Origin of the sequence: Corynebacterium sp. HMSC072G08 (assembly GCF_001809185.1) — a bacterium.
GTDB lineage: Bacteria > Actinomycetota > Actinomycetes > Mycobacteriales > Mycobacteriaceae > Corynebacterium > Corynebacterium phoceense.
The window spans coordinates 1-18950 of sequence record NZ_KV796381.1 but is presented as its reverse complement, the minus strand read 5'-3'; the positions used below and the strand labels follow the sequence as shown (position 1 = coordinate 18950).

Below are 18950 nucleotides of genomic sequence, written 5' to 3'. Positions count from 1 at the left end.
AAAGGATGACAGGCAATGTCGCATGAATTTAAGACTCTGCGCTCGGAGCTGCTCCTTGACGCACCGATTATCGCGGTGCGCCGCGACGAGGTCGCCATGCCCGACGGCCACGTGGCCAGCCGCGAGGTCGTTGAGCACTTTGGCGCCGTGGCCATCGCCGCGGTGGACGATCAGGGACGTATCGCGATGGTCAACCAGTACCGCCGCTCCGTCGACCGCCACCTGCTTGAGCTGCCCGCAGGATTGCTCGACATCAAGGGCGAAGACGAGCTCACCGGCGCCCAGCGCGAGCTGCAGGAAGAGGCCGGGCTTGCCGCTGAGCAGTGGGCGACGCTTGCAGACCTCGTTACCTCGCCGGGCTTTTGCGAGGAGGCCGTGCGCGTCTTTCTCGCGCGCGATCTCCACGAGGTGGAGGCGCTCCACGCCGTGGGCGACGAGGAGGCAGACATGGACTTCCTGTGGCTGCCGCTCGAGGAGGCCGTCGCGAAGATTCTTTCCGGTGAGATCGTCAACTCCATCGCCGTGGGTGGCATCCTCGCCGCGGATCGCGTCATCAACCATGGCGGAGCCACCCGGCCTGCCGATGCCCCCTTTGACCTGCGTCCCCAGTCCCTCGCCGCGCGCCGCCAGGGCCCGGACATGAAGAAGCTGTGAGTTCCTCTCAGCTAGACCTGCCCGCGCATCAGAGGGAACCGTCGACCCCGGCCCAGCGCATTGCCGCGACGTGGCTTAACCACTTGGCCGTCGAGCGGGGCGTCTCATCCAATACACTGAGCAACTATCGGCGCGATGTGCGCCGCTATCTCGGCTGGCTCGCCGAATCTGGGATCGAGGATCTCGGCGACGTCACCCGCTCCCATGTCGAGGCCTACCTCGCGTGGCTGCGCTCCACCATGGCGGCATCCTCGGCCAATCGAGCCCTCGTGGTCGCGCGCGGCCTCCACAAATTTGCCGTCGCCGAGGGCGTGCTGGGCCTTGACGTCGCCTCGGAGGTCTCGCCGCCCGCCCCTCCGCAGCATCTGCCGGATACTCTCTCGGTCGACGAGGTCGCACGCCTCATCGAATCCGTCCCGGACGGGGAGGCCGCGAGCCCCATCGACGTGCGCGACCGGGCGCTGCTCGAGCTGCTCTATGGCACCGGCGCCCGCATCTCTGAGGTCGTCGGCCTGGCCGTCGACGACATCCACGACGCACTCGAATCTGAGCCCGGCACGCCCGGCGTCCTGCGGATTACCGGTAAGGGCAACAAGGAACGCCTCGTGCCCGTGGGCTCCAAGGCGCAGGCCGCCGTGCGCGCCTATCTCGTGCGTGCGCGTCCCGTGCTGAGCTGGGGACGTACGCCCGCGCTCTTCCTCAATACCCGGGGCAACCCGCTCACGCGGCAATCCGCCTGGGCCGTGCTGCAGACCGCCACACAGCGCGCCGGACTCGACGCGAAGGTCTCGCCACATACCTTGCGGCACTCCTTTGCTACGCACCTGCTCGAAGGCGGCGCCGACGTGCGTACCGTCCAAGAACTCCTAGGTCATTCCTCGGTGACGACGACGCAGATCTACACGCACGTCACAGCCGATGCGCTCCGTGAGGCCTGGCGCACGGCTCACCCGCGCGCCTAGACCGTAGTTTCCGGGCCGTTCGCTGCGACGGCTAGACTGGGCCCGTTCATCTTCTGTTCATCGTCCACTGGCGCGGCACATTGAGTACCGCGTCGACCATAAAGGTTGTGATCCCACCCGTGCCGACGACTTCTCACTCCGTGTTCCTGTCCTCGCGCCGCCATCTGGCTGCCGTTTGCGCCGCCGCGGTGCTTACCGCTCCGGCTCTCGCCGCTCCGGCCATCCTCGCGCCGCTTGGCGAGTCGCCCGTTCCCGCGGCCTCCGCGCAGATTCCCGAGGGCATGACTCCGGAGGCCGTCCAATCCATGCTCGCGACTCCCGTGAGCGTCGCCGCGGGCCAAACTACCACGGTCTCCCTGCCCGTGCCTGTCGAAGCCTCCTATTCCGGCGGCGGATGGTCCGTCTCGGCATCCGGCGGTTCCGCCACGATTACCGCCCCCGCCGAGGGCGGCCAGGTCTCCATCCCGGTGAGCTACCAAGGCTATTCCGGCACCATCACGCTCGTCTCGACCGCGCCGGAGAAAGCCGACGTCGGTGGCACCGGTAACGGCGGAAACGGCGAGGGCGGCAGCGACGGCGCGGAAGGCGCCGGCAACGACGCTTCTGTCAATGGCTCGGGCGGTGAGGGCACGCAAGGTGACAACGGCGCTGGCGGCTCCGAGGGCGGCAGCGGTTCTGCCGAGGGAACGAACGGCGGCGCCGCGGGGGATGCGACCGGTGGTGAGGCTGACGCGAACCTTCCCGTCGTGCCGGGGGAGAAGCCCACACGGTCGGCGGCGAGCCCCGCTGATGCCTCCGCAGCCGAGCACATCTACCTCGAGTCGACCATCAAGGACAACGTCATTACGGCCCAGATGGACGTGAGCCAGGCGCTCGATCTCTATAACCGCTTCAAGGACATGGACCGCAACAGCGTGACGCTGCGCTATATCGACGCGGACGGCAACATCATTGAGGGCGTCCAGCGCGATATCAATACCACCGCGCGCACCCTGACGCTGACCTACCCCGAGGGCCAAGCACCGGACAACCCGTTTATCATGCAGCTCATCCGTGAGGATGGCTCCGGCGTGGTCGCGGACGTCACCCTGCGCGACCCGCACTACGCGTCCGCTGACCATGTCACGCGCGAGCAGCTCGAGGAGGAACAGGCTGCGCATGATTCGGCGGATTCCTCCAACACCAAGCTCATCGTTGCCGGTGTCGTCATCGTCGTCCTCATTGTGGCGCTCATCGCCGCCCTCGTCGCACTGGCGCGCAAGCGCCGTTCCGCGCGCTCAACGACTCTATAGTCTAGCCTTTACCCTTTACTTTCCGGAGGCTTTGAGGGTTATGCGTCGTGGTTGCGCGGCGGCGGGTACGCTGTAAGATACGTCAAAGGGAAATGACACGGCTGTAAGACGGCGCGCCGACGGGCATGCTGGCAGCCCCGCCGGTGGGCGATGCATCGGTAGAAGTCAAGGAAGTAGGTGTGACTATGAGTGAGGACGGCCTCTTCGACGCCTCCGAAGTAGAGGTGGGCCTAACTGGTCGCCCGGTGCGTGAGCTCCCGGAGCCGGCCCCGCTGGAGTCCCACGGTCCCGCAACCATCTTGTCCATGTGTAATCAAAAGGGCGGCGTGGGTAAAACCACCTCGACCATTAACCTGGGCGCGTGCCTCGCGGAAGCTGGACGTAAAGTCCTCCTCGTTGACTTGGACCCGCAGGGCGCATTGAGCGCCGGCCTCGGCCTTACGCATGACGAGATTGAAGACACCATCTACGACGTCATGCTCGACAATCAGGTGTCCATTCACTCCGCGATTAAGCGCACGCCCATCGCAGGCCTTGACCTTGTTCCCGCCAACATCGACTTGTCCGCGGCGGAGATTCAGCTCGTCAACGAGGTCGGCCGCGAGCACACGCTCGCCCGTGCGCTGCGCCCCGTGCGCCGCGATTACGACTTCATCATCATTGACTGCCAGCCGTCCCTTGGCCTGCTCACCGTCAATGCCTTGGCCTGCTCGGCGGGCGTCATCATCCCGATGGAGTGCGAGTTCTTCTCCTTGCGCGGCCTGGCACTGCTCACGGACACGGTGGAAAAGGTCGCCGAGCGCATCAACTTCGATCTGGAGATCCTCGGCATCCTCGTCACCATGTATGACCGTCGTACCAAGCATGCCCGCGAGGTCATGTCGAGCGTCGTCGACTACTTCGGAGACAAGGTCTTTGACACCGTCATCACGCGCACCGTCCGTTTCCCGGAGACGTCCGTCGCCGGCGAAGCAATCACCACATGGGCGCCGAATTCGCAGGCGGCGAAGCAATACCGCGACCTCGCCCGCGAGGTCATCGAGCGCACCTCGAAGTAGTGAACGCTACTCATCCCCTTGCGCCTTCTCACGCACCCAACCAGGAGGCCGTCCAGCCGGAGATCACCGGCTTTCGCATCGCCCTGAAGAACTTCGAGGGGCCCTTCGACCTGCTTCTGCAGCTCATCTCGTCGAAGAAAATGGACGTCACGGACGTCGCGCTCTCCGAGGTCACTGACGAATTTGTCGCCTACACCCGTGCGCTCGGCGCCACGGCTGACCTCGACGAGACCACGGAGTTTCTCCTCGTCGCCGCGACCCTTCTCGATCTCAAGGCCGCGCGCCTCTTGCCCCGCGGCGAGGTCTCTGACTTGGAAGACTTGGAACTCCTCGAGACCCGCGACCTGCTGTTCGCGCGCCTGCTTCAGTACAAGGCCTACAAACAGGTCGCAGACCTCATGGCGCGCTGGCAGCGCGAAGCGCGCCGCAGCTATCCCCGCGCGGTGGGCATGGAGGAACAGTTCGCGCAGCTGCTCCCGCCGGTCGCCCTAGGTCACACGCCCGCGAGCTTCGCTGAGCTTGCCGCCAGCGTCTTTCGTCCGAAGCCGCCCGAGGGCGTGGCGACGGGTCACATTCACCACGTGGCCGTCTCCGTACCCGAGCAGGCAGGAAAGATCCTCACGACGCTCAAGCTGCTGGGGCAAGGCAACTGGATGTCCTTTACCGCGCTCACCCGTGACTGCACCGTGTCCATGGAGGTCGTCGGCCGCTTCCTCGCGCTGTTGGAGCTCTACAAAGCGAAGGCCGTCGACGCGCAGCAGGAGGAGTCGCTCGGACCCCTCGATGTTGCATGGACTGGCCTCGACGTCGACCCGGCCGTCGTCGCGGCGGCTAACTGGGATTAGACTGCGAAGCCATGGATAGTTCCCAGCCGCGTCCCGCCTTGCCGCTCATCTCGCAGCAGCGCTCGCGCCTCGAGTCGATTCTGCTCGTCCTCGACGCCCCCGCGTCCGTCGAGGCTTTGGCGCGCGCCCTCGAGCTGGAGCCCACCGTGGTAAGTGACCACCTGCGTGCCATTGCGAGGGAATTCGATGAGCGTGGCTCAGGGTTCGACCTCCGTGAAACAGGGGAGGGCTGGCGCCTCTACACGCGCAAAGACAACGCAGAGGCCGTCGAAGGATTCCTCCTCGACGGCAGCCAGACCAAGCTTTCTCGTGCCGCGATGGAAACCCTCGCGGTCGTCGCCTACCGTCAGCCCGTCACGCGTGCGCAGGTCGCCGCCGTGCGTGGCGTCAACGTGGATGGCGTCATGCGCACACTCACCCTGCGCGGACTCATCCGCGAGATTGAGCACGAGGGCCTGGCCCACCAATACGAGACCACGGAGCTCTTCCTTGAACTGCTCGGCATCGACTCGCTACAGCGCCTACCAGACCTGGCGCCGCTGCTGCCGGATGTGGACTCCATCCTCGAGGAGTACTAGCACCCGACAATCCGCGAATACCACGGCCAGACTATTCGGGGGTAGGATGGCCTGCGGTAAACAAAGCGTTTCCACGTCCAGCGCCCCGCGAGCAGGAGCTCGCGAGATTTCAACCGGAATGAACAAGGCGCCAGGCGGCAACTGCATACACAAGAAAAGGACACGTGATTATCGTGACCCCACCCGCTCGCCGCGACGGCACACCGGACAAGAAGCAGCGAGCCAGCGACATGCTGGTCTCGAATGCCAAGCCGGCCCGCCGCCAGCACGTGAAAAAATCTGACCGCACCAAGAACTCCACCGCTGACTCCGTCGCGCGGGAACTCGGCGCCGACTGGTTGGTCGACGGTGACGCCCAAGGCGCCGCGAACAATGGAAAGGGGGAGCGCCTCCAGAAAGTGCTCGCCAAGGCTGGCGTCGCTTCGCGCCGCCACGCCGAGATCCTCATCGACGCCGGTCGCGTCGAGGTCAACGGAAAAATCATCATGCAGCAGGGCGTGCGCGTCAACCCGAATGTCGACGTTATCCGAGTTGATGGCGTGCGCATCAACGTCAATGAGAACATGCAGTACTTCATTCTCAACAAGCCGCGCGGGATGCAGTCGACCATGCATGACGACATGGGCCGCCCGTGCGTGGGCGACTTGGTCTCTGACCGCGTGGCGGCGGGCCAGCGTTTGTTCCACGTGGGCCGCCTTGACGCGGACACTGAGGGTCTGCTCCTGCTCACCAACGACGGCGAGCTTGCCAATCGCCTCATGCACCCGAAGTACGGCATTAAGAAGACCTACCTCGCCACGGTGCTCGGTGAGGGGGGCAACAAGTTGGTCAAGCAGCTCAAGGACGGCATCGAGCTCGATGACGGCCTGGCCAAGGCCGACTTCGCGCAGATTGTGGATAAGAACGGCGGCTACTCCCTCGTGCGCGTCGAGCTGCACGAAGGCCGCAAGCACATTGTGCGTCGCATGCTCAAGGAGGCCGGCTACCCGGTCCAGCGCCTCGTGCGCACCAAGCTGCACACGGTGCAGCTTGGCGAGCTCACCCCGGGTGCATTCCGCGCGCTCAACTCGAACGAACTGACCAGCCTGTACAACGCGGTGGAGATGTAAATGCTGAACAATATGCCTAACAATGGACTCATCGTGGCCGTCGACGGCCCGTCTGGCACCGGCAAATCCTCCACGTGCCGCCAACTGGCCAAGGAGCTTGATGCCAAGTACGTCGACACCGGCGCCATGTACCGTGTCGCGACGCTTGCCGTCCTGCGCGCGGGCCTGGACCCCGCCGATACGCAGGCCGTTATTGCCGCGACCGCAGACCTGCCGCTCGAGGTTTCCGATGATCCGGATTCCAAGCAGGTACTGCTCGCCGGTGAGGACGTCTCCAAGGTCATCCGCGAAGACGAGGTGACCCGCAACGTTTCGGCCGTCTCCGCCATCCCGGAGGTCCGCCAGAACCTGGTCGACCTGCAGCGTAAGCTGGCAGCCCAGGCGCATCGCGCCATCGTCGAGGGCCGCGACATTGGCACCGTGGTGCTTGCCGATGCCCCCGTGAAGATCTTCCTGACCGCCTCGGCGCAGGTCCGTGCGCAGCGTCGCTACGACCAAAACGTCGCCGCAGGCATTCCCTCTGACTTCGACACCGTGCTCGCCGACGTCGAGCGCCGTGACGCCGCGGATTCTTCCCGCGCCACGTCGCCGCTGCGCCCGGCCGAGGACGCCGTCGTGGTCGACACGTCCGAGCTCACGCTGCAGGAGGTCCTGCAGCGTCTCACCGCCATCATTAAGGAGTCCGCGCGTGGCTAAGAACACCAACACCGGCGGCCAGCCGGAGGAATTCGAGACCGAGTTCCACTACCCACAGGGCAAGATGGAAGAAGAAACCGTCTCCTCGAGCCAGAAGTGGGCATCGTCCGACTTCGATGTCTCGGAGTTCGACTTCGACCTCGACGAGGACGCGAAGGAAATCGCAGTCGTCGACGGCTACGAGGGGGTCGACGATGATGACTTCGATGAAGACTTCGACGCCGAGGACTTTGACGAGTCTGAATTCGGCGAGGCCGACTATGGCGAAGACTACGAGGACGACCTCACGGATGAGGAATGGGCCGAGATCGAGGCCGCGTATGGCGTCAATGCTGACGGTCACGTCGAGGAGAACCTTTGCACCGTGGCCGTCGTGGGTCGCCCTAATGTGGGCAAGTCCTCGCTTGTCAACCGTTTCCTCGGGCGCCGCGAGGCCGTCGTCGAGGACCATCCGGGTGTTACCCGCGACCGTATTTCCTACGTCGCCGAGTGGAACGGCCGCCGTTTCCTTGTCCAGGACACCGGCGGATGGGACCCCAACGTCAAGGGCATCCATGCTGCCATCGCGCGCCAGGCTGAGGCCGCCATGGAGACCGCTGACGTCATCGTCTTCGTCGTCGACACCCGCGTGGGCATCACGGAGACTGACTCTGTCATGGCGAAGAAGTTGCAGAAGTCCCAGGTTCCCGTCATCCTCGTGTCCAATAAGTTCGACTCGGACAATATGTATGCGGACATGGCGGAGTTCTACGCGCTGGGGCTTGGCGATCCGTGGCCGGTGTCCGCACAGCACGGTCGCGGCGGCGCTGACGTCCTCGACGAGATTCTGCGTCTCTTCCCGGACCAGCCGCGCCACCCGTCCATCACCTCGGGTCCGCGTCGCGTAGCGCTCGTGGGTAAGCCGAACGTGGGCAAGTCCTCACTGCTCAACAAGTTCACCGGCGAGGAGCGCTCCGTCGTCGATAACGCGGCGGGCACCACCGTCGACCCTGTTGACTCGCTCGTTCAGCTCGACCAGAAGCTGTGGAAGTTCATTGACACGGCAGGCCTGCGCAAGAAGGTCAAGAACGCCCAGGGCCACGAGTACTACGCGTCCCTGCGCACCCGCGGCGTCATCGACGCCGCCGAGGTCTGCGTCATGCTCATCGACGCCTCGCAGGAAATCTCGGAGCAGGACCAGCGCGTCCTCAACATGGTGCTCGAGGCCGGCAAGGCGCTCGTCATCGCGTTCAACAAGTGGGACCTCGTTGACGAGGACCGCCGCTACTACCTGGACCGCGAAATCGACGAGCAACTCACGCACCTGCCGTGGGTCACCCGCGTGAATATCTCAGCAGAGACCGGCCGCGCCCTCCAGAAACTGGAGCCGGCCATGCTCGCGGCCCTCGAGTCCTGGGACCAGCGCGTGTCCACCGGCCAGCTCAACACATGGCTGCGCGAGGCCATCGCTGCGAATCCGCCGCCGATGAAGAACAACCGTCTGCCGCGCGTGCTTTTCGCTACGCAGGCGGGCACGCAGCCGCCAACTATCGTGCTGTTTACCACGGGCTTCCTTGACGCTGGCTACCGTCGCTACTTGGAGCGCAAGTTCCGTGAGCGCTTCGGCTTCCACGGCTCGCCGGTGCGCATCGCCGTCCGCGTTCGCGAGCGTCGCGATAAGCGCAAGCGCTAGCTTCTAGGGCGGGGTAACGAATCCTCCTCACTGTGCCGTCACTGGGCGGTGGAGTGAGGGGGATTATTCGTCTTTGGTGCGGCGCATACTGGGTATAACAACCGGCGCTCGTTGGTAGGGTATTGGCCTACGAAATGTCCGAAATGTGGTGTTGGCCCCAGTGCAGCGCCTGAATAGCAGTATGTGCGTTATGCTGCCATTATAGTTCATGCAGCCTCTCAATCCGGAATCCTTCCGGTGTGACTTTTCCCGCCTGTGTTTACTTATGTCTGGTTATGTCCGGTCGCATAAGATGAAGCAAGTACACAGTTTCATTCTCAGAACCTTCAATGAGTTCGGAAGGGCGCGTCATGCTTGCCTCCATCCTTGACCCGACCTCGGGTCTCGCGATCGTTCTCCAAATTATTGTCATCCTCTCCGCGCTGCTACTTGGCACGCGCTACGGTGGCCTGGGGCTCGGTCTCATTTCCGGTATTGGCCTCGTCATCATGGTCTTCGTCTTTGGCCTCAAGCCAGGCGAGCCCCCGGTATCGGTCATGCTCACCATCATCGCGGTTATCGGTTGCGCGGCCACGCTGCAACAGGCCAGAGGTCTAGAGGTGATGATGCAATTCGCCGAGAAAATCTTGCGCGCTCACCCCGAGCGCATCACCATTCTCGCCCCGCTCACCACGTGGTTCCTCACCGTGCTCTGCGGTACCGGCCACGTTGTCTACACCATGTTCCCGATCATCGAGGACATCGCGCTGAAGAAGGGCATTCGTCCGGAGCGTCCGATGGCCGTGTCCTCGACCTCGGCCCAAATGGGTATCACCGCGTCTCCGGTGTCCGTCGCTACGGTGTCCCTCGCGTCCATCATTGCGGAGAATGCGGGCGTCACCGGCGTCTCGTACTCCATCCCGCAAATCCTTATGGTCGCCATCCCCGCCTCGCTCAGCGGCGTTATCCTTGCCGCGCTGTGGTCGCTGCGTCGTGGCAAGGACCTCGACAAGGACGAGACCTTCCAGGAGAAGATGAAGGACCCTGAGTTCGCACAGTCCGTGCAGTCTGCGGGCCACTCGCTGCTCGGTGAAGTCTTCCCGGCATCGGCGAAGCGCTCCGTCGCCGTCTTCCTCACCGCCATCGCCCTCGTCGTCATCCTCGGCGCCTTCGACGTCCTGCGCCCGTCCTTCCCGGGCGAGGATGGCGAGCTGGAGAAGCTGTCCATGAACCTGGTCATCCAGATGGTTATGCTTGTCGCTGGCGCTATCATCCTCATCTTCTGCAAGGTCGACAACACGAAGATCGCCACGACTCCGGTCTTCAAGGCCGGTATGACCGCCGTGTTCTCCGTCTTCGGCGTTGCCTGGATGGCGGATACCTTCTTCGAGACGCACATCGATGCACTGGAAAGCGCCCTGGGCGGCATCGTGCAGTCGGCTCCCTGGGCCTACGCCATCGCGCTGCTCATCGTCTCCAAGCTGGTCAACTCCCAGGCCGCGGCCCTCGTAGCCATCGCGCCTATCGGTCTGTCGCTGGGCATCGACCCCGCCGTCATCGTCGGCTTCTACGGTGCGGCCTACGGCTACTTCATCCTGCCGACCTACCCATCAGACCTCGCCTGCATCGGCTTCGACCGCACAGGAACCACGCACATCGGCAAGTTCGTCATCAACCACTCGTTCATCATCCCGGGCTTCATCTCGGTGCTCACGTCCTGCGTGGTCGGTTCCTTGCTTGCTACCGTCATCCTCTAAGTTAGCTGGCATTGATATGCCGCGCGCACGTCGGTGCCGCGCGGCGTTCGCTATCCCACGGGCCCGGCGCGAAGCGCGAGGCGATTGAGACGTGGCGTGCGCTGCCTAGGACGCCCGCGTATAGGCGAAAGCGTCCGTGCGATAGGGAATCTCGAGCTGCTGCCCGGGCTTGAAGCCCATGTGCTCGAAGAGATACCAATTGAGGTTGTGCGTCATGCGCTCGTGAACCTCCTCGCCGTTGCGCAGCCAGTAGGAGCGCGTGTGCATGAGTCGGTGCAGCTGCTCCGGGGTAAGCGGCATGGACCAACGCAGACGGCGTTCCTCCGCGAGCACCCACGGGTCGTCGATGGCGGGGTAGAAGCCTTCTTTCTGAATATCTCCGGAGTGCATGATGCGGGCCAGACGCAGGACCCACGGGTCGGAGTGCACGTCGAGGGTGTTCCATGCAAGCACTACGCGCCCGCCTGGACGCAGGATGCGGTCAAACTCGGCGCTGGCGCGGGCAACATCGACCCAATGCCACGTCTGGGCACAAGCGACGGCGTCTAGGGCGGCATCGGAAAGCGCGGTGGCTTCAGCAGTGGCCCGCCAGACGGGAAGCCCCAGCCCGGCGCGCAGGACCCTGCACATATCGGGCGAGGGATCGCAGGCGAGCACCTCGGGATTGGTGAGCGTCGCCGTGAGCTTTCCCGTGCCGGCGCCGACGTCGAGGACGCGACCAGCATCAGCGATAAGTGCGGCGACCTCGGCGGGGTAGACGGGACGCACGTCGGCATACTCATCCGCGCCGCTGGCGAAGGCACGAGCGGAGGCCTGACGGTGCGCGGTAGTGCGGAACTCCGGCGCAGACTTCTCCGAGGGCTTGCGGTAGCTGGGGAAGTTCTCCGGGGCAGGGTGGAGTGAATCAAAAGACATCGTGTACACAATCTAGCCGGGCGCGTGGCGTGCGGTCTATTAGACTTGTTCGTTATGAGTTCTCTCCCCGCGCCCGATGACAAGCGGTGGCTCATCAAGACGGTTCTGCTGCGCAAGCGCCGCACGATGCCGGCCGCCGTGCTCATGTCGCTCGGCTTCGTCACTAATGGTTTAACGCCGGTGCTCGTGGGGCGCGCGATCGATGACGCCATCGCACGGGGTTCGCTGGGCCACCTGGGGCTCTGGCTCATGGCCCTTGCCGCGTCTTTTCTCATCAACGGCCTGGCGAACTGGTGGGCACGCAACCTCTTCTCGCTCGCGATGCTCGAAGTGGGCCACGTTCTGCGCATGGCTGTCACGGATCGCATCCAGGATCCGCGCGGGATGGCGGGTCCGCGGCGCACGGCGGGGGAGCTGCTTGCTATCGCGTCAACAGATGCGCAGCGCGTGGGGGATGCGGTATTCATGACGGTCTTCCCAGTTGCTGAGGTGACCTCGATTATCTATGTTGCGACGATGGTCTCCGTGGTCAATCTCCCTTTAGGCCTCGCCGTGCTCGTGGGCGGGCCTATCGTGGTGCTCATCTCTCTGCGCGCTGCGAAGCCTTTGCGGCATCGCTCGGGTGCGCGGCAGGCGGCGCTCGCCAAGGCCGCGGCCACGGCGACGGACGTGGTACAAGGCCTGCGCATTCTGAAAGGCCTCGGCGCCATCGACACGGTGCGCTCGCGCTACGCGGCGGTCTCCGATGCTGCCTATACGAAGACGGTCGCCGCAGACGGCGCCCGGGCGAAGCTCAACGCGACGACGGAAACCGTGGGCGCCGTCTACGTCGTGCTCGTGGCGCTGGCGGCGGGCAGCCTCGCGCTGAAGGGCTCCATCACGATCGGCGAACTCATCTCTGTGGTGGGTCTGACCCAGTTCATCATCACGCCGATGACGATGTTGGGGAAGAACATCGCCTCGCGATGGGCCAATGCGCAGGCCTCGGGCAAGCGCATCCGAGCGGTGCTCGGCGCGGGATTCGCAGAGCATCCAGAGGTGGAACTTCCCGCGTTGCCGCGCGGCGTCACGGTCGTAGACGCACCTGCGCCGGAAGGCCTGGAGTGCCTGCCGCACGAGTCGGCCGTCGTGGCGCCACACCAGTCGGACGTGTTCGAGGGCAGCGTGTTGTCCAACGTGCACGAAGACCCAGAGAAGGCGCGCGAGGCACTGTGGGTCGCTGCTGCGGACGATATCCCCGGCGGGCCGGAGCGTGAGGTGGGCGAGAACGGCGGCAACCTTTCGGGCGGCCAGCGCCAGCGCGTGGCGTTGGCCCGAGCCATTGCTGCCGATGCCCCCATCCTCATCCTGCAAGACCCCACCACCGCCGTGGACTCCGTGACGGAAGCCATCATTGCCGAGCGCGTGGCCGCCCATCGCGCCGGGCAGACGACGGTCATCTACACCTCGGCGCCCGCGTGGCAGGCCGTCGCTGTGGACGTCACCGCCGATGTGCAGGAAGCGGAGGCATAGCCCATGGCCTTGAGTTTCCCTACTGCCGCGTGGCCGGACGTCCGTCGCGTTGTGGGCCGCCATGTTGCGCAGGTCCCCGGCGCCAAGGGCCAGTTCGCCGCGGCGGTCGCGTTGCTGGCGGGTGGCTCGGTGGCCACTATCTTTATTCCTATTCTGCTGGGGCGGATCGTAGATGCCGTCATCGCTGGCGGCGGCGCGAACCTTTTCGCCATCGGCGTGAGCCTTGCCGTCTGCGCCTTGTTGGGCGCGGCGCTGTCTGCGGGAGGATTCTATCTGCTCTCCCGTATCACGGAGCGCGTGATCGCCAACCTGCGCGAAGACATGGTGGGTACGGCTCTGGGCCTGCCCACGCATCGCGTCGAGGAAGCCGGCACCGGTGACCTCGTCTCGCGCTCCACGGATGACGTGGCGGAGCTTTCGGCCGCGGTGACGGAGACGGTGCCCGTGCTCTCTAGGTCGGTCTTCGCCATCATCACGACGGCGGTGGCGCTCGTCTCGCTCGACTGGCAGTTCCTCCTCGTGGTTGTCGCGGCCGCACCCATCTACTACTTTGCGGCACAGCGCTACCTGCGCGTCGCGCCGGGCCGGTACGCTGCGCAGCGCGCCGCCATGGCCGATCGCGCCCGGCGGGTTCTCGAGGCCATCCGCGGACGGGCGACTGTGCGTGCCTTCGGACTGGAGGAACGCACGCACGAAAATATCCGCGCAGCCAGCCAGGACGTCGTCGATTACGGCTTTAGCGCCCGGCGCACGCTCATGGTGCTGCAGTCGTGGCTCACCACCGTGGAATTCGTCATGGTGACCACGGGCCTGCTCGTTGGCTTCTGGACGGTACGCACGGGTGCCATGACGGTGGGCGCTGTCACGGCGGCGATGCTCATGCTCATCCGTCTGCGCGGCCCTCTCATGGGACTCATGCGTGTGCTGGACACCATTCAGTCGGGCTACGCGTCGCTCGCGCGCATCGTGGGCGTGGTCATGGACCCGCCACAGCCCACGCCGCCCGCGGGTGCGCCGAGCAAGGTGGGCGAGGTGCGCATGGATCACGTCTCCTTCAGCTACGGCGAGGGCTGGGCCGTGGACGATATCTCCATTCATCTCCACCCGGGCGAAATGGTGGCTCTCGTTGGCGCGTCCGGCGCGGGAAAGACCACCGTTGCGGCGCTCCTCGCGGGCCTGCGCGTCCCCGATGAAGGCACGGTGACCGTCGACGGCGTGGAGGTCTCGCACCTTTCGGATACCGAACGCGTCGCTCGTTTGGCAATGATCTCGCAAGACGTGCACGTCTTCTCCGGAACGTTGCGCGAGGATCTTCAGCTGGCGCGGCCGGATGCCACCGATGAGGACATGCGCGACGCGCTGCGTCGGGTGCGGGCGGACTGGGTGGAGCACCTCGTCGATGGACTCGATACCGAGGTTGGCGCGCAAGGCATCCAGCTCGAACCTGTAGAGGCACAGCAGTTGGCGCTGGCGCGTATTTTGCTGCTCGACCCGCGCGTCATCGTCATGGACGAGGCGACGGCGGAGGCCGGTTCCGTGGGCGCGGGTGCGTTGGAAGAAGCCGCGGATGAGGTCACGCGCGGGCGCACGGCGCTCGTCGTGGCGCACCGGCTTGACCAAGCCTCGCAGGCGGATCAGATCCTCGTCATGGAAGACGGACGGGTGAGTGAGCGGGGCACACATGCAGAGCTGGTAGCGTTGAACGGTCGATACCACGAACTATGGCAGGCTTGGCAGAAAGGACGGACGAGCTCTTCGTGATTATGAGCAGGACATCCGGGAGCTCGCGCACACGGACACACGCGGGCGCGGCGCTGAGCGTTCTCGCTGCTTGTGGCCTGTTGGCGGGATGCGGCGCTGGGGATGGTTCGGATGAAGGACTCACCGATCCCGCCGCCGTGACGACCACGGGGGCGACGCAATGGGAGCCCAGCCTCGGCATCCCCGCCTCCTCGCCGTTGGCGGGACCGGAGCCGGGGGAGTCGAAGACTATCAACCTGCCGTCGGGTCGAACGTTTATCCTCCACGTTCCGGAGAACTACGATCCGTCGCGTGCCTGGCCCGTGGTCTTAAGTTTCCACGGCTGGGGCGAAACGGCCTCCCAGATGGAGGCGTACACCCGGTTTGATTCCTCCGAAGCCATCGTTGCGTACGCACAGGGAACGGATAAGGCATGGGCGCCGGCTCCCTATGCGAAGACGAGCGGCGCGGAAGATGTCGCGTTCGTCCAGCAGATCGTGGACTCGCTGCGCGCAACGTACGCAGTCGACGACGAACGCATCTACGCCGTGGGCATGTCGAACGGGGGCGGTTTTGCGGCCTATCTCGCGTGCCAGATGCCGGAGTATTTCCACGCCGTCGCCAGCGTCTCGGCCGCGTATTACTCGAAGATTCACGATGGCTGTAAGTCGGCCGCGGAGAGCGAAAACGAGCACTACGGCGAGCCCCTACCTGTGGGGCGCCTTGATCTCCACGGCACCGACGACCCGATCGTGTCCTACTTTGGCGGAACCCGTCACGGTGCGACATACAACCCGGTCATGGAGGTCCTTGCGATGGACCAGAAGCGCAACCAATGCAGCGACCAGATCTCCACGTCGCGCCTAGCTTCGAACTCGTTGCTCATGCAGTGGAAAGGCTGCCGCGCGCCGCTGGTGCACATCCGCATTGGCGGCGGCAATCACGTCTGGCCTGGCGGTTCCTACGATAAGTCGCACGTCCTGCCGGAAGGTTTTGCTACCGATGCCGTCCTCGACTTCTTCGCCATCCCCGGCCGCGCGACCGGCACTGAGGACTCGGCGAATAAGCTCTAGAAGCGCGTCGTGTCTACGGTGGGCTCGGTGGGCTCGGTGGGCTCGACAGCCCAGACGGTGACGGACGCGCCCGCGGCCACTGCCGCCACCTCGAAGCGCGCAAGACAGAGTGCTGCGAGGTCCTCGTAGCCTGCTCGGAATGCGGCGGAGTCTTTCTCCGTGGGCTGTGGGATCTGGACGAGCTGGACGCTGCGGGTCCCGCCGTCGGCGGCATTGAGCTCGAAAACCGCTTGGGCGGTCGTGCCGGAGCCGGCGAAGAAGTCGAGCACGGTGGCATCGGAAGGCCCGCACAACGCGATGAGGTGCTGGACGAGACGCACCGGCTTCGGGAAATCGAAGATGCCGCGCACGCCCAACGCTTCTTCGACGTCGCGTCGGCCGGTGCGGGTCACTCCAAAGCGCTCGCCGTCAAGAATGGAACGCGGACGGGCGCCGCGGCTCTCATAGTTCTTCGTGTAGACGAAGCCGCGGCGGAAGACCAAGTCATCGTGGCGCTCGGCGACCTTGTCGCGACCCCAGCGCCAGCGCGCTACCTTGTTGCGACCCGCGGGCTGGTCCGGCCAGTACTCTCTGCCGTCCGGGCCTGCAATGGGGAAGTCGAGGGTGGGCAGGTAGCCCAGCGTCTTCGAGTCGAGGCGCACGAGCGAGTACCGCCCACGTTCGTCTTCATGGTTATAACGCGTGGATTTCGCGGCGCCTAAATCGAGATTGAAGCCAGGGTTATCGAGGGACTTGGCGTAGACGAGGATGTATTCGTGCTCGACGACGGCGTAGCGCGAGTCATTCTTGCCGGTACCGGCCTTCTTCCAGATGAGTTGGCCGGCGAAGCATTCCTCGCCGAAGATTTCGTCGGCGACCTTGCGCAGGTTGGCCACCTCGTCCTCGCCGATGGAGATACAGATGAACCCTGAGTCCTTGAGCAGCTCGCGCGCGAGCACGAGACGCGGGTACATCATGGACAGCCACTCCGCATGCCAACGGCCATGGTCCGCGGCGCGGAATTCGCGGCGGCTGCGGTAGTTATCCCGATAGATGAAGTCGCGTCCCGTGTTGTACGGCGGGTCGATGTAGATGACGTCGATGCCGCCGCCCCCAGCCTGTGGCGCGTCGCGCAGATGCTTGAGGACGTCGAGGTTATCGCCCGCATAGAAGTGATGCGGGCTTGTGGTGCTCGTGCGCTGGCGCAGGCGCGTTGAGGTGGGGCGTGTTGCTGCGGCCACGGCCTCGTCCTTGCCGGGCCATACCAGCCCGAAGAAGGAGGATGACATGGGCTTTAAGGATAGTCACTAGCGCATATGAGTGGGCTCTGCCACGCGTGACCTCGCCGTAATGTTCTGCCGCAGCCCGTAGAGGACCCTGTACGGAGGCTGGCAATCCTAAGGTTTTCTCATCTTTAGGTGGCGAGGCCTGGGTGGCGTCGCTACGGTGGGTATCACACCCGCTGCGATGGTGGGCGTAAATAATTTAGCAACGAAAGGATTTTTATCATGGGCATCTTCGACAAGGCCAAGGACGCACTGAACTCCGACAAGGGCGAGCAGATTTCTGACCAGGCCCTCGACAAGGGCGCCGAGTTCGCGACGGGCAAGCTCGGTGAGGACAAGGCTGACCAGATTAACTCCGCGCGCGACAAGGCCGACGAGCACATCGGCAAGCAGGGCGAGTAAGCCCTCACACGCTCTTCCGCGACAGCGCCGGCTCTCCACCAATAATGAGGAGAGCTGGCGCTTTTCGTTTGTGTGAAACGACAGCTCGTTGCGCACAACGCGTGGTCGACAAAGCCCGCGCTCTGTGTTGGACAGAGCGGGCGCTTCATTGAGTGCCTGTCCCGGTTCTATGGCCGCAAGCCGTGGGTTAAGGGACAGAGAAGGGCATGCGGACGAAATCTTGGAGGATTTCCCGTATGACTAATGTGCGATACACGGATGCCCTTCTCTGTCCCTTAACCCCAAGCCGTGTGGTGTGCCAGAAGGCTAAAACGACAATGACCGGAGCACGCTGTTGTGCTCCGGTCTAGAGTCTTTTGCGAAACTACCCACCCACCTGCAACGACCCGAACCACAGCTATGGTTTCCGTCGGTTTCCGTTCCCGGTTCCGTCGGCAGGTGGGCCGGGGCGGTGTCGGAGGTGGGGGCACACCACGTGGTTCGTCCCCAGTCCTAGCCCCTATCCGCGAGAGGGACAGGATAACGCCACGACCGGAGACACACCCCGCCGCCAAAGTCACAAGCAAGTTTATGTTGCTGGAGGTCTACGCGACGCGCTTAGCGCATACGCTGTGACAGCCCATAGCGCGGAGCCAAAACCACCGCGCCCCTTGTTTAAGGAAGAGCCTGATTACTCGGGGATCTCGCTGAGTTGGGCCTCAATCCGATCCAACCGCTCGGTGATGTTGCGTAGGTGCTCCACGATGAGTTGGTTGGAACCATCGATCGCCGTCGCCGTTTCGCGTCGTGCGCTGGTGACGGTGCGTACCACCCAGACGGTAAGAGCAACGAAGATCGCGAGTGGTAGTGCGGCGGCGAGGATGACAAGAAATACGGTAGCGGTAAGTGTCACGAAGATTCCCTTTTCTGTTCTTGATTAATCAGGTGCCTAATGTGGTCTGGAGTTACTTCAAGCTGAAACGGAGCGACCCAGTAGTGCTTCCTCACTCGGCTCTCTCCGAGCTGTTCCAGGCCACTCTCGATGAGTCCAGCAGCTTCCAAGCGGTTGAGGTGCTGGTAGAGCAGTGGCCGAGACATCCCGAGTCGGCGGGCCAGCTCACTGACATGGGTCGAATCCGTCTCTAGGGAGGCGATAATTCGCAACCGAGGCTCACTTCCGAGAGCACTGAGCATCTGAGCGAGCCGTGCTGCGTCCATCATCCCTCCGTATCGTAATCGAACGATGTCAGGTGTAAGTATATGCTTACAGTCGGCGGTGTGCAAGTTCTGCCGGGTCTGGCGGAGACGCTGCCCGACTTAAGACGTGGCCGGTGTCCCATCACGTCCCCTCTTCACCCTCCCCAAGAAGAAACCCAGCCGCAGCACACACCACAGCTGGGTTCCTTCATGGCTTACAGCGTAGCCAGCAGTGAAGCGTCCTGGGTTTAGTTCCTACCTCAGC

The 18950-nt window shown here is 64.2% G+C and carries 18 protein-coding genes; 14 read left to right on the top strand and 4 right to left on the bottom strand.

Annotation, left to right across the window (positions count from 1 at the left end; translation table 11 throughout):
* Positions 1 to 15: 15 nt before the first annotated feature.
* The 10 genes from HMPREF2559_RS00755 to HMPREF2559_RS00710 all read left to right on the top strand — a co-directional run bounded on the left by HMPREF2559_RS00755 (position 16) and on the right by HMPREF2559_RS00710 (position 10602).
* Positions 16 to 654 carry an NUDIX domain-containing protein gene (locus HMPREF2559_RS00755; protein WP_070539222.1) on the top strand — a complete coding sequence of 213 codons (639 nt, stop codon included), beginning with the start codon at positions 16 to 18 and terminating at the stop codon, positions 652 to 654.
* Positions 655 to 713: 59 nt separating this feature from the next.
* Positions 714 to 1616 carry a site-specific tyrosine recombinase XerD gene (gene xerD / locus HMPREF2559_RS00750; protein WP_070539232.1) on the top strand — a complete coding sequence of 301 codons (903 nt, stop codon included), beginning with the start codon at positions 714 to 716 and terminating at the stop codon, positions 1614 to 1616.
* A gap of 119 nt (positions 1617 to 1735) precedes the next feature.
* Positions 1736 to 2908 (top strand): hypothetical protein, encoded by a 1173-nt coding sequence (locus tag HMPREF2559_RS00745; RefSeq protein ID WP_246818442.1) that lies wholly within the window; start codon positions 1736 to 1738, stop codon positions 2906 to 2908.
* A 185-nt stretch (positions 2909 to 3093) separates the two neighbouring features.
* Positions 3094 to 3966 (top strand): ParA family protein, encoded by an 873-nt coding sequence (locus HMPREF2559_RS00740; protein WP_066489215.1) that lies wholly within the window; start codon positions 3094 to 3096, stop codon positions 3964 to 3966.
* Positions 3966 to 4811, top strand: coding sequence for a segregation and condensation protein A (locus tag HMPREF2559_RS00735; RefSeq protein WP_066512849.1), 846 nt, complete (start codon positions 3966 to 3968; stop codon positions 4809 to 4811). The genes HMPREF2559_RS00740 and HMPREF2559_RS00735 overlap by 1 nt, the downstream gene beginning before the upstream one ends.
* Positions 4812 to 4822: 11 nt before the next feature.
* Positions 4823 to 5389, top strand: coding sequence for an SMC-Scp complex subunit ScpB (gene scpB, locus HMPREF2559_RS00730; RefSeq protein WP_066512847.1), 567 nt, complete (start codon positions 4823 to 4825; stop codon positions 5387 to 5389).
* Between the two features lie 173 nt (positions 5390 to 5562).
* Entirely contained in the window at positions 5563 to 6498 is a 936-nt protein-coding gene (locus HMPREF2559_RS00725; RefSeq protein WP_066489252.1) for a pseudouridine synthase, read from the top strand.
* A complete protein-coding gene (gene cmk, locus HMPREF2559_RS00720; RefSeq protein WP_066489203.1) occupies positions 6499 to 7194 on the top strand; it encodes a (d)CMP kinase in 696 nt (231 codons plus the stop codon). It abuts the gene before it with no gap.
* 64 nt (positions 7195 to 7258) lie between these two features.
* On the top strand, positions 7259 to 8866 hold the full coding sequence (gene der, locus HMPREF2559_RS00715; protein WP_082723253.1) for a ribosome biogenesis GTPase Der: 1608 nt from the start codon (positions 7259 to 7261) through the stop codon (positions 8864 to 8866).
* 350 nt (positions 8867 to 9216) lie between these two features.
* Positions 9217 to 10602, top strand: a complete 1386-nt coding sequence (locus HMPREF2559_RS00710) for an anaerobic C4-dicarboxylate transporter (RefSeq protein ID WP_066489248.1) — start codon at positions 9217 to 9219, stop codon at positions 10600 to 10602.
* Positions 10603 to 10707: 105 nt separating this feature from the next.
* Here HMPREF2559_RS00710 and HMPREF2559_RS00705 read toward each other — a convergent pair whose 3' ends face one another.
* Positions 10708 to 11517: a class I SAM-dependent methyltransferase gene (locus HMPREF2559_RS00705; RefSeq protein ID WP_066512837.1), complete on the bottom strand. Its 810-nt coding sequence runs from the start codon at positions 11515 to 11517 to the stop codon at positions 10708 to 10710.
* Between the two features lie 54 nt (positions 11518 to 11571).
* Here HMPREF2559_RS00705 and HMPREF2559_RS00700 point away from each other — a divergent pair, with 54 nt between their 5' ends.
* From HMPREF2559_RS00700 to HMPREF2559_RS00690, 3 genes are read left to right on the top strand one after another with little or no spacing between them, the layout of a single operon-like run.
* Positions 11572 to 13029 carry an ABC transporter transmembrane domain-containing protein gene (locus tag HMPREF2559_RS00700; protein ID WP_066512834.1) on the top strand — a complete coding sequence of 486 codons (1458 nt, stop codon included), beginning with the start codon at positions 11572 to 11574 and terminating at the stop codon, positions 13027 to 13029.
* A 3-nt stretch (positions 13030 to 13032) separates the two neighbouring features.
* Positions 13033 to 14790, top strand: coding sequence for an ABC transporter ATP-binding protein (locus HMPREF2559_RS00695; protein WP_070539221.1), 1758 nt, complete (start codon positions 13033 to 13035; stop codon positions 14788 to 14790).
* The gene (locus HMPREF2559_RS00690; RefSeq protein WP_246816842.1) at positions 14760 to 15842 is read left to right on the top strand and encodes a CE1 family esterase; all 1083 of its coding nucleotides are present in this window, start codon (positions 14760 to 14762) and stop codon (positions 15840 to 15842) included. Before HMPREF2559_RS00695 ends, HMPREF2559_RS00690 begins: the two co-directional genes overlap by 31 nt.
* Here the strand turns inward: HMPREF2559_RS00690 and HMPREF2559_RS00685 are convergent.
* Positions 15839 to 17110, bottom strand: coding sequence for a site-specific DNA-methyltransferase (locus tag HMPREF2559_RS00685; protein WP_082723249.1), 1272 nt, complete (start codon positions 17108 to 17110; stop codon positions 15839 to 15841). The two genes, HMPREF2559_RS00690 and HMPREF2559_RS00685, sit on opposite strands and share 4 nt — an antisense overlap.
* Before the next feature lie 219 nt (positions 17111 to 17329).
* Between HMPREF2559_RS00685 and HMPREF2559_RS00680 the strand changes: the two genes are divergently transcribed.
* Positions 17330 to 17509, top strand: a complete 180-nt coding sequence (locus HMPREF2559_RS00680) for an antitoxin (RefSeq protein WP_066489179.1) — start codon at positions 17330 to 17332, stop codon at positions 17507 to 17509.
* 670 nt (positions 17510 to 18179) lie between these two features.
* Here HMPREF2559_RS00680 and HMPREF2559_RS00675 read toward each other — a convergent pair.
* Together HMPREF2559_RS00675 and HMPREF2559_RS00670 are read right to left on the bottom strand one after the other, a co-directional pair.
* Positions 18180 to 18401 (bottom strand): hypothetical protein, encoded by a 222-nt coding sequence (locus HMPREF2559_RS00675; protein WP_005323143.1) that lies wholly within the window; start codon positions 18399 to 18401, stop codon positions 18180 to 18182.
* Complete coding sequence (locus HMPREF2559_RS00670; RefSeq protein WP_230310978.1) at positions 18398 to 18682, bottom strand: ArsR/SmtB family transcription factor; 285 nt, start codon at positions 18680 to 18682, stop codon at positions 18398 to 18400. The genes HMPREF2559_RS00675 and HMPREF2559_RS00670 overlap by 4 nt, the downstream gene beginning before the upstream one ends.
* Positions 18683 to 18950 lie beyond the last annotated feature (268 nt).

Bases quoted from the DNA above. Each gene is read 5' to 3' on its own strand.
- scpB (WP_066512847.1), top strand. From the start codon at position 4,823: ATGGATAGTTCCCAGCCGCGTCCCGCCTTGCCGCTCATCTCGCAGCAG.
- HMPREF2559_RS00670 (WP_230310978.1), bottom strand. From the start codon at position 18,682: ATGCTCAGTGCTCTCGGAAGTGAGCCTCGGTTGCGAATTATCGCCTCC.
- HMPREF2559_RS00685 (WP_082723249.1), bottom strand. From the start codon at position 17,110: ATGTCATCCTCCTTCTTCGGGCTGGTATGGCCCGGCAAGGACGAGGCC.
- HMPREF2559_RS00740 (WP_066489215.1), top strand. From the start codon at position 3,094: ATGAGTGAGGACGGCCTCTTCGACGCCTCCGAAGTAGAGGTGGGCCTA.
- cmk (WP_066489203.1), top strand. From the start codon at position 6,499: ATGCTGAACAATATGCCTAACAATGGACTCATCGTGGCCGTCGACGGC.
- HMPREF2559_RS00710 (WP_066489248.1), top strand. From the start codon at position 9,217: ATGCTTGCCTCCATCCTTGACCCGACCTCGGGTCTCGCGATCGTTCTC.
- HMPREF2559_RS00700 (WP_066512834.1), top strand. From the start codon at position 11,572: ATGAGTTCTCTCCCCGCGCCCGATGACAAGCGGTGGCTCATCAAGACG.
- HMPREF2559_RS00680 (WP_066489179.1), top strand. From the start codon at position 17,330: ATGGGCATCTTCGACAAGGCCAAGGACGCACTGAACTCCGACAAGGGC.
- HMPREF2559_RS00755 (WP_070539222.1), top strand. From the start codon at position 16: ATGTCGCATGAATTTAAGACTCTGCGCTCGGAGCTGCTCCTTGACGCA.
- HMPREF2559_RS00705 (WP_066512837.1), bottom strand. From the start codon at position 11,517: ATGTCTTTTGATTCACTCCACCCTGCCCCGGAGAACTTCCCCAGCTAC.
- der (WP_082723253.1), top strand. From the start codon at position 7,259: ATGGAAGAAGAAACCGTCTCCTCGAGCCAGAAGTGGGCATCGTCCGAC.
- HMPREF2559_RS00695 (WP_070539221.1), top strand. From the start codon at position 13,033: ATGGCCTTGAGTTTCCCTACTGCCGCGTGGCCGGACGTCCGTCGCGTT.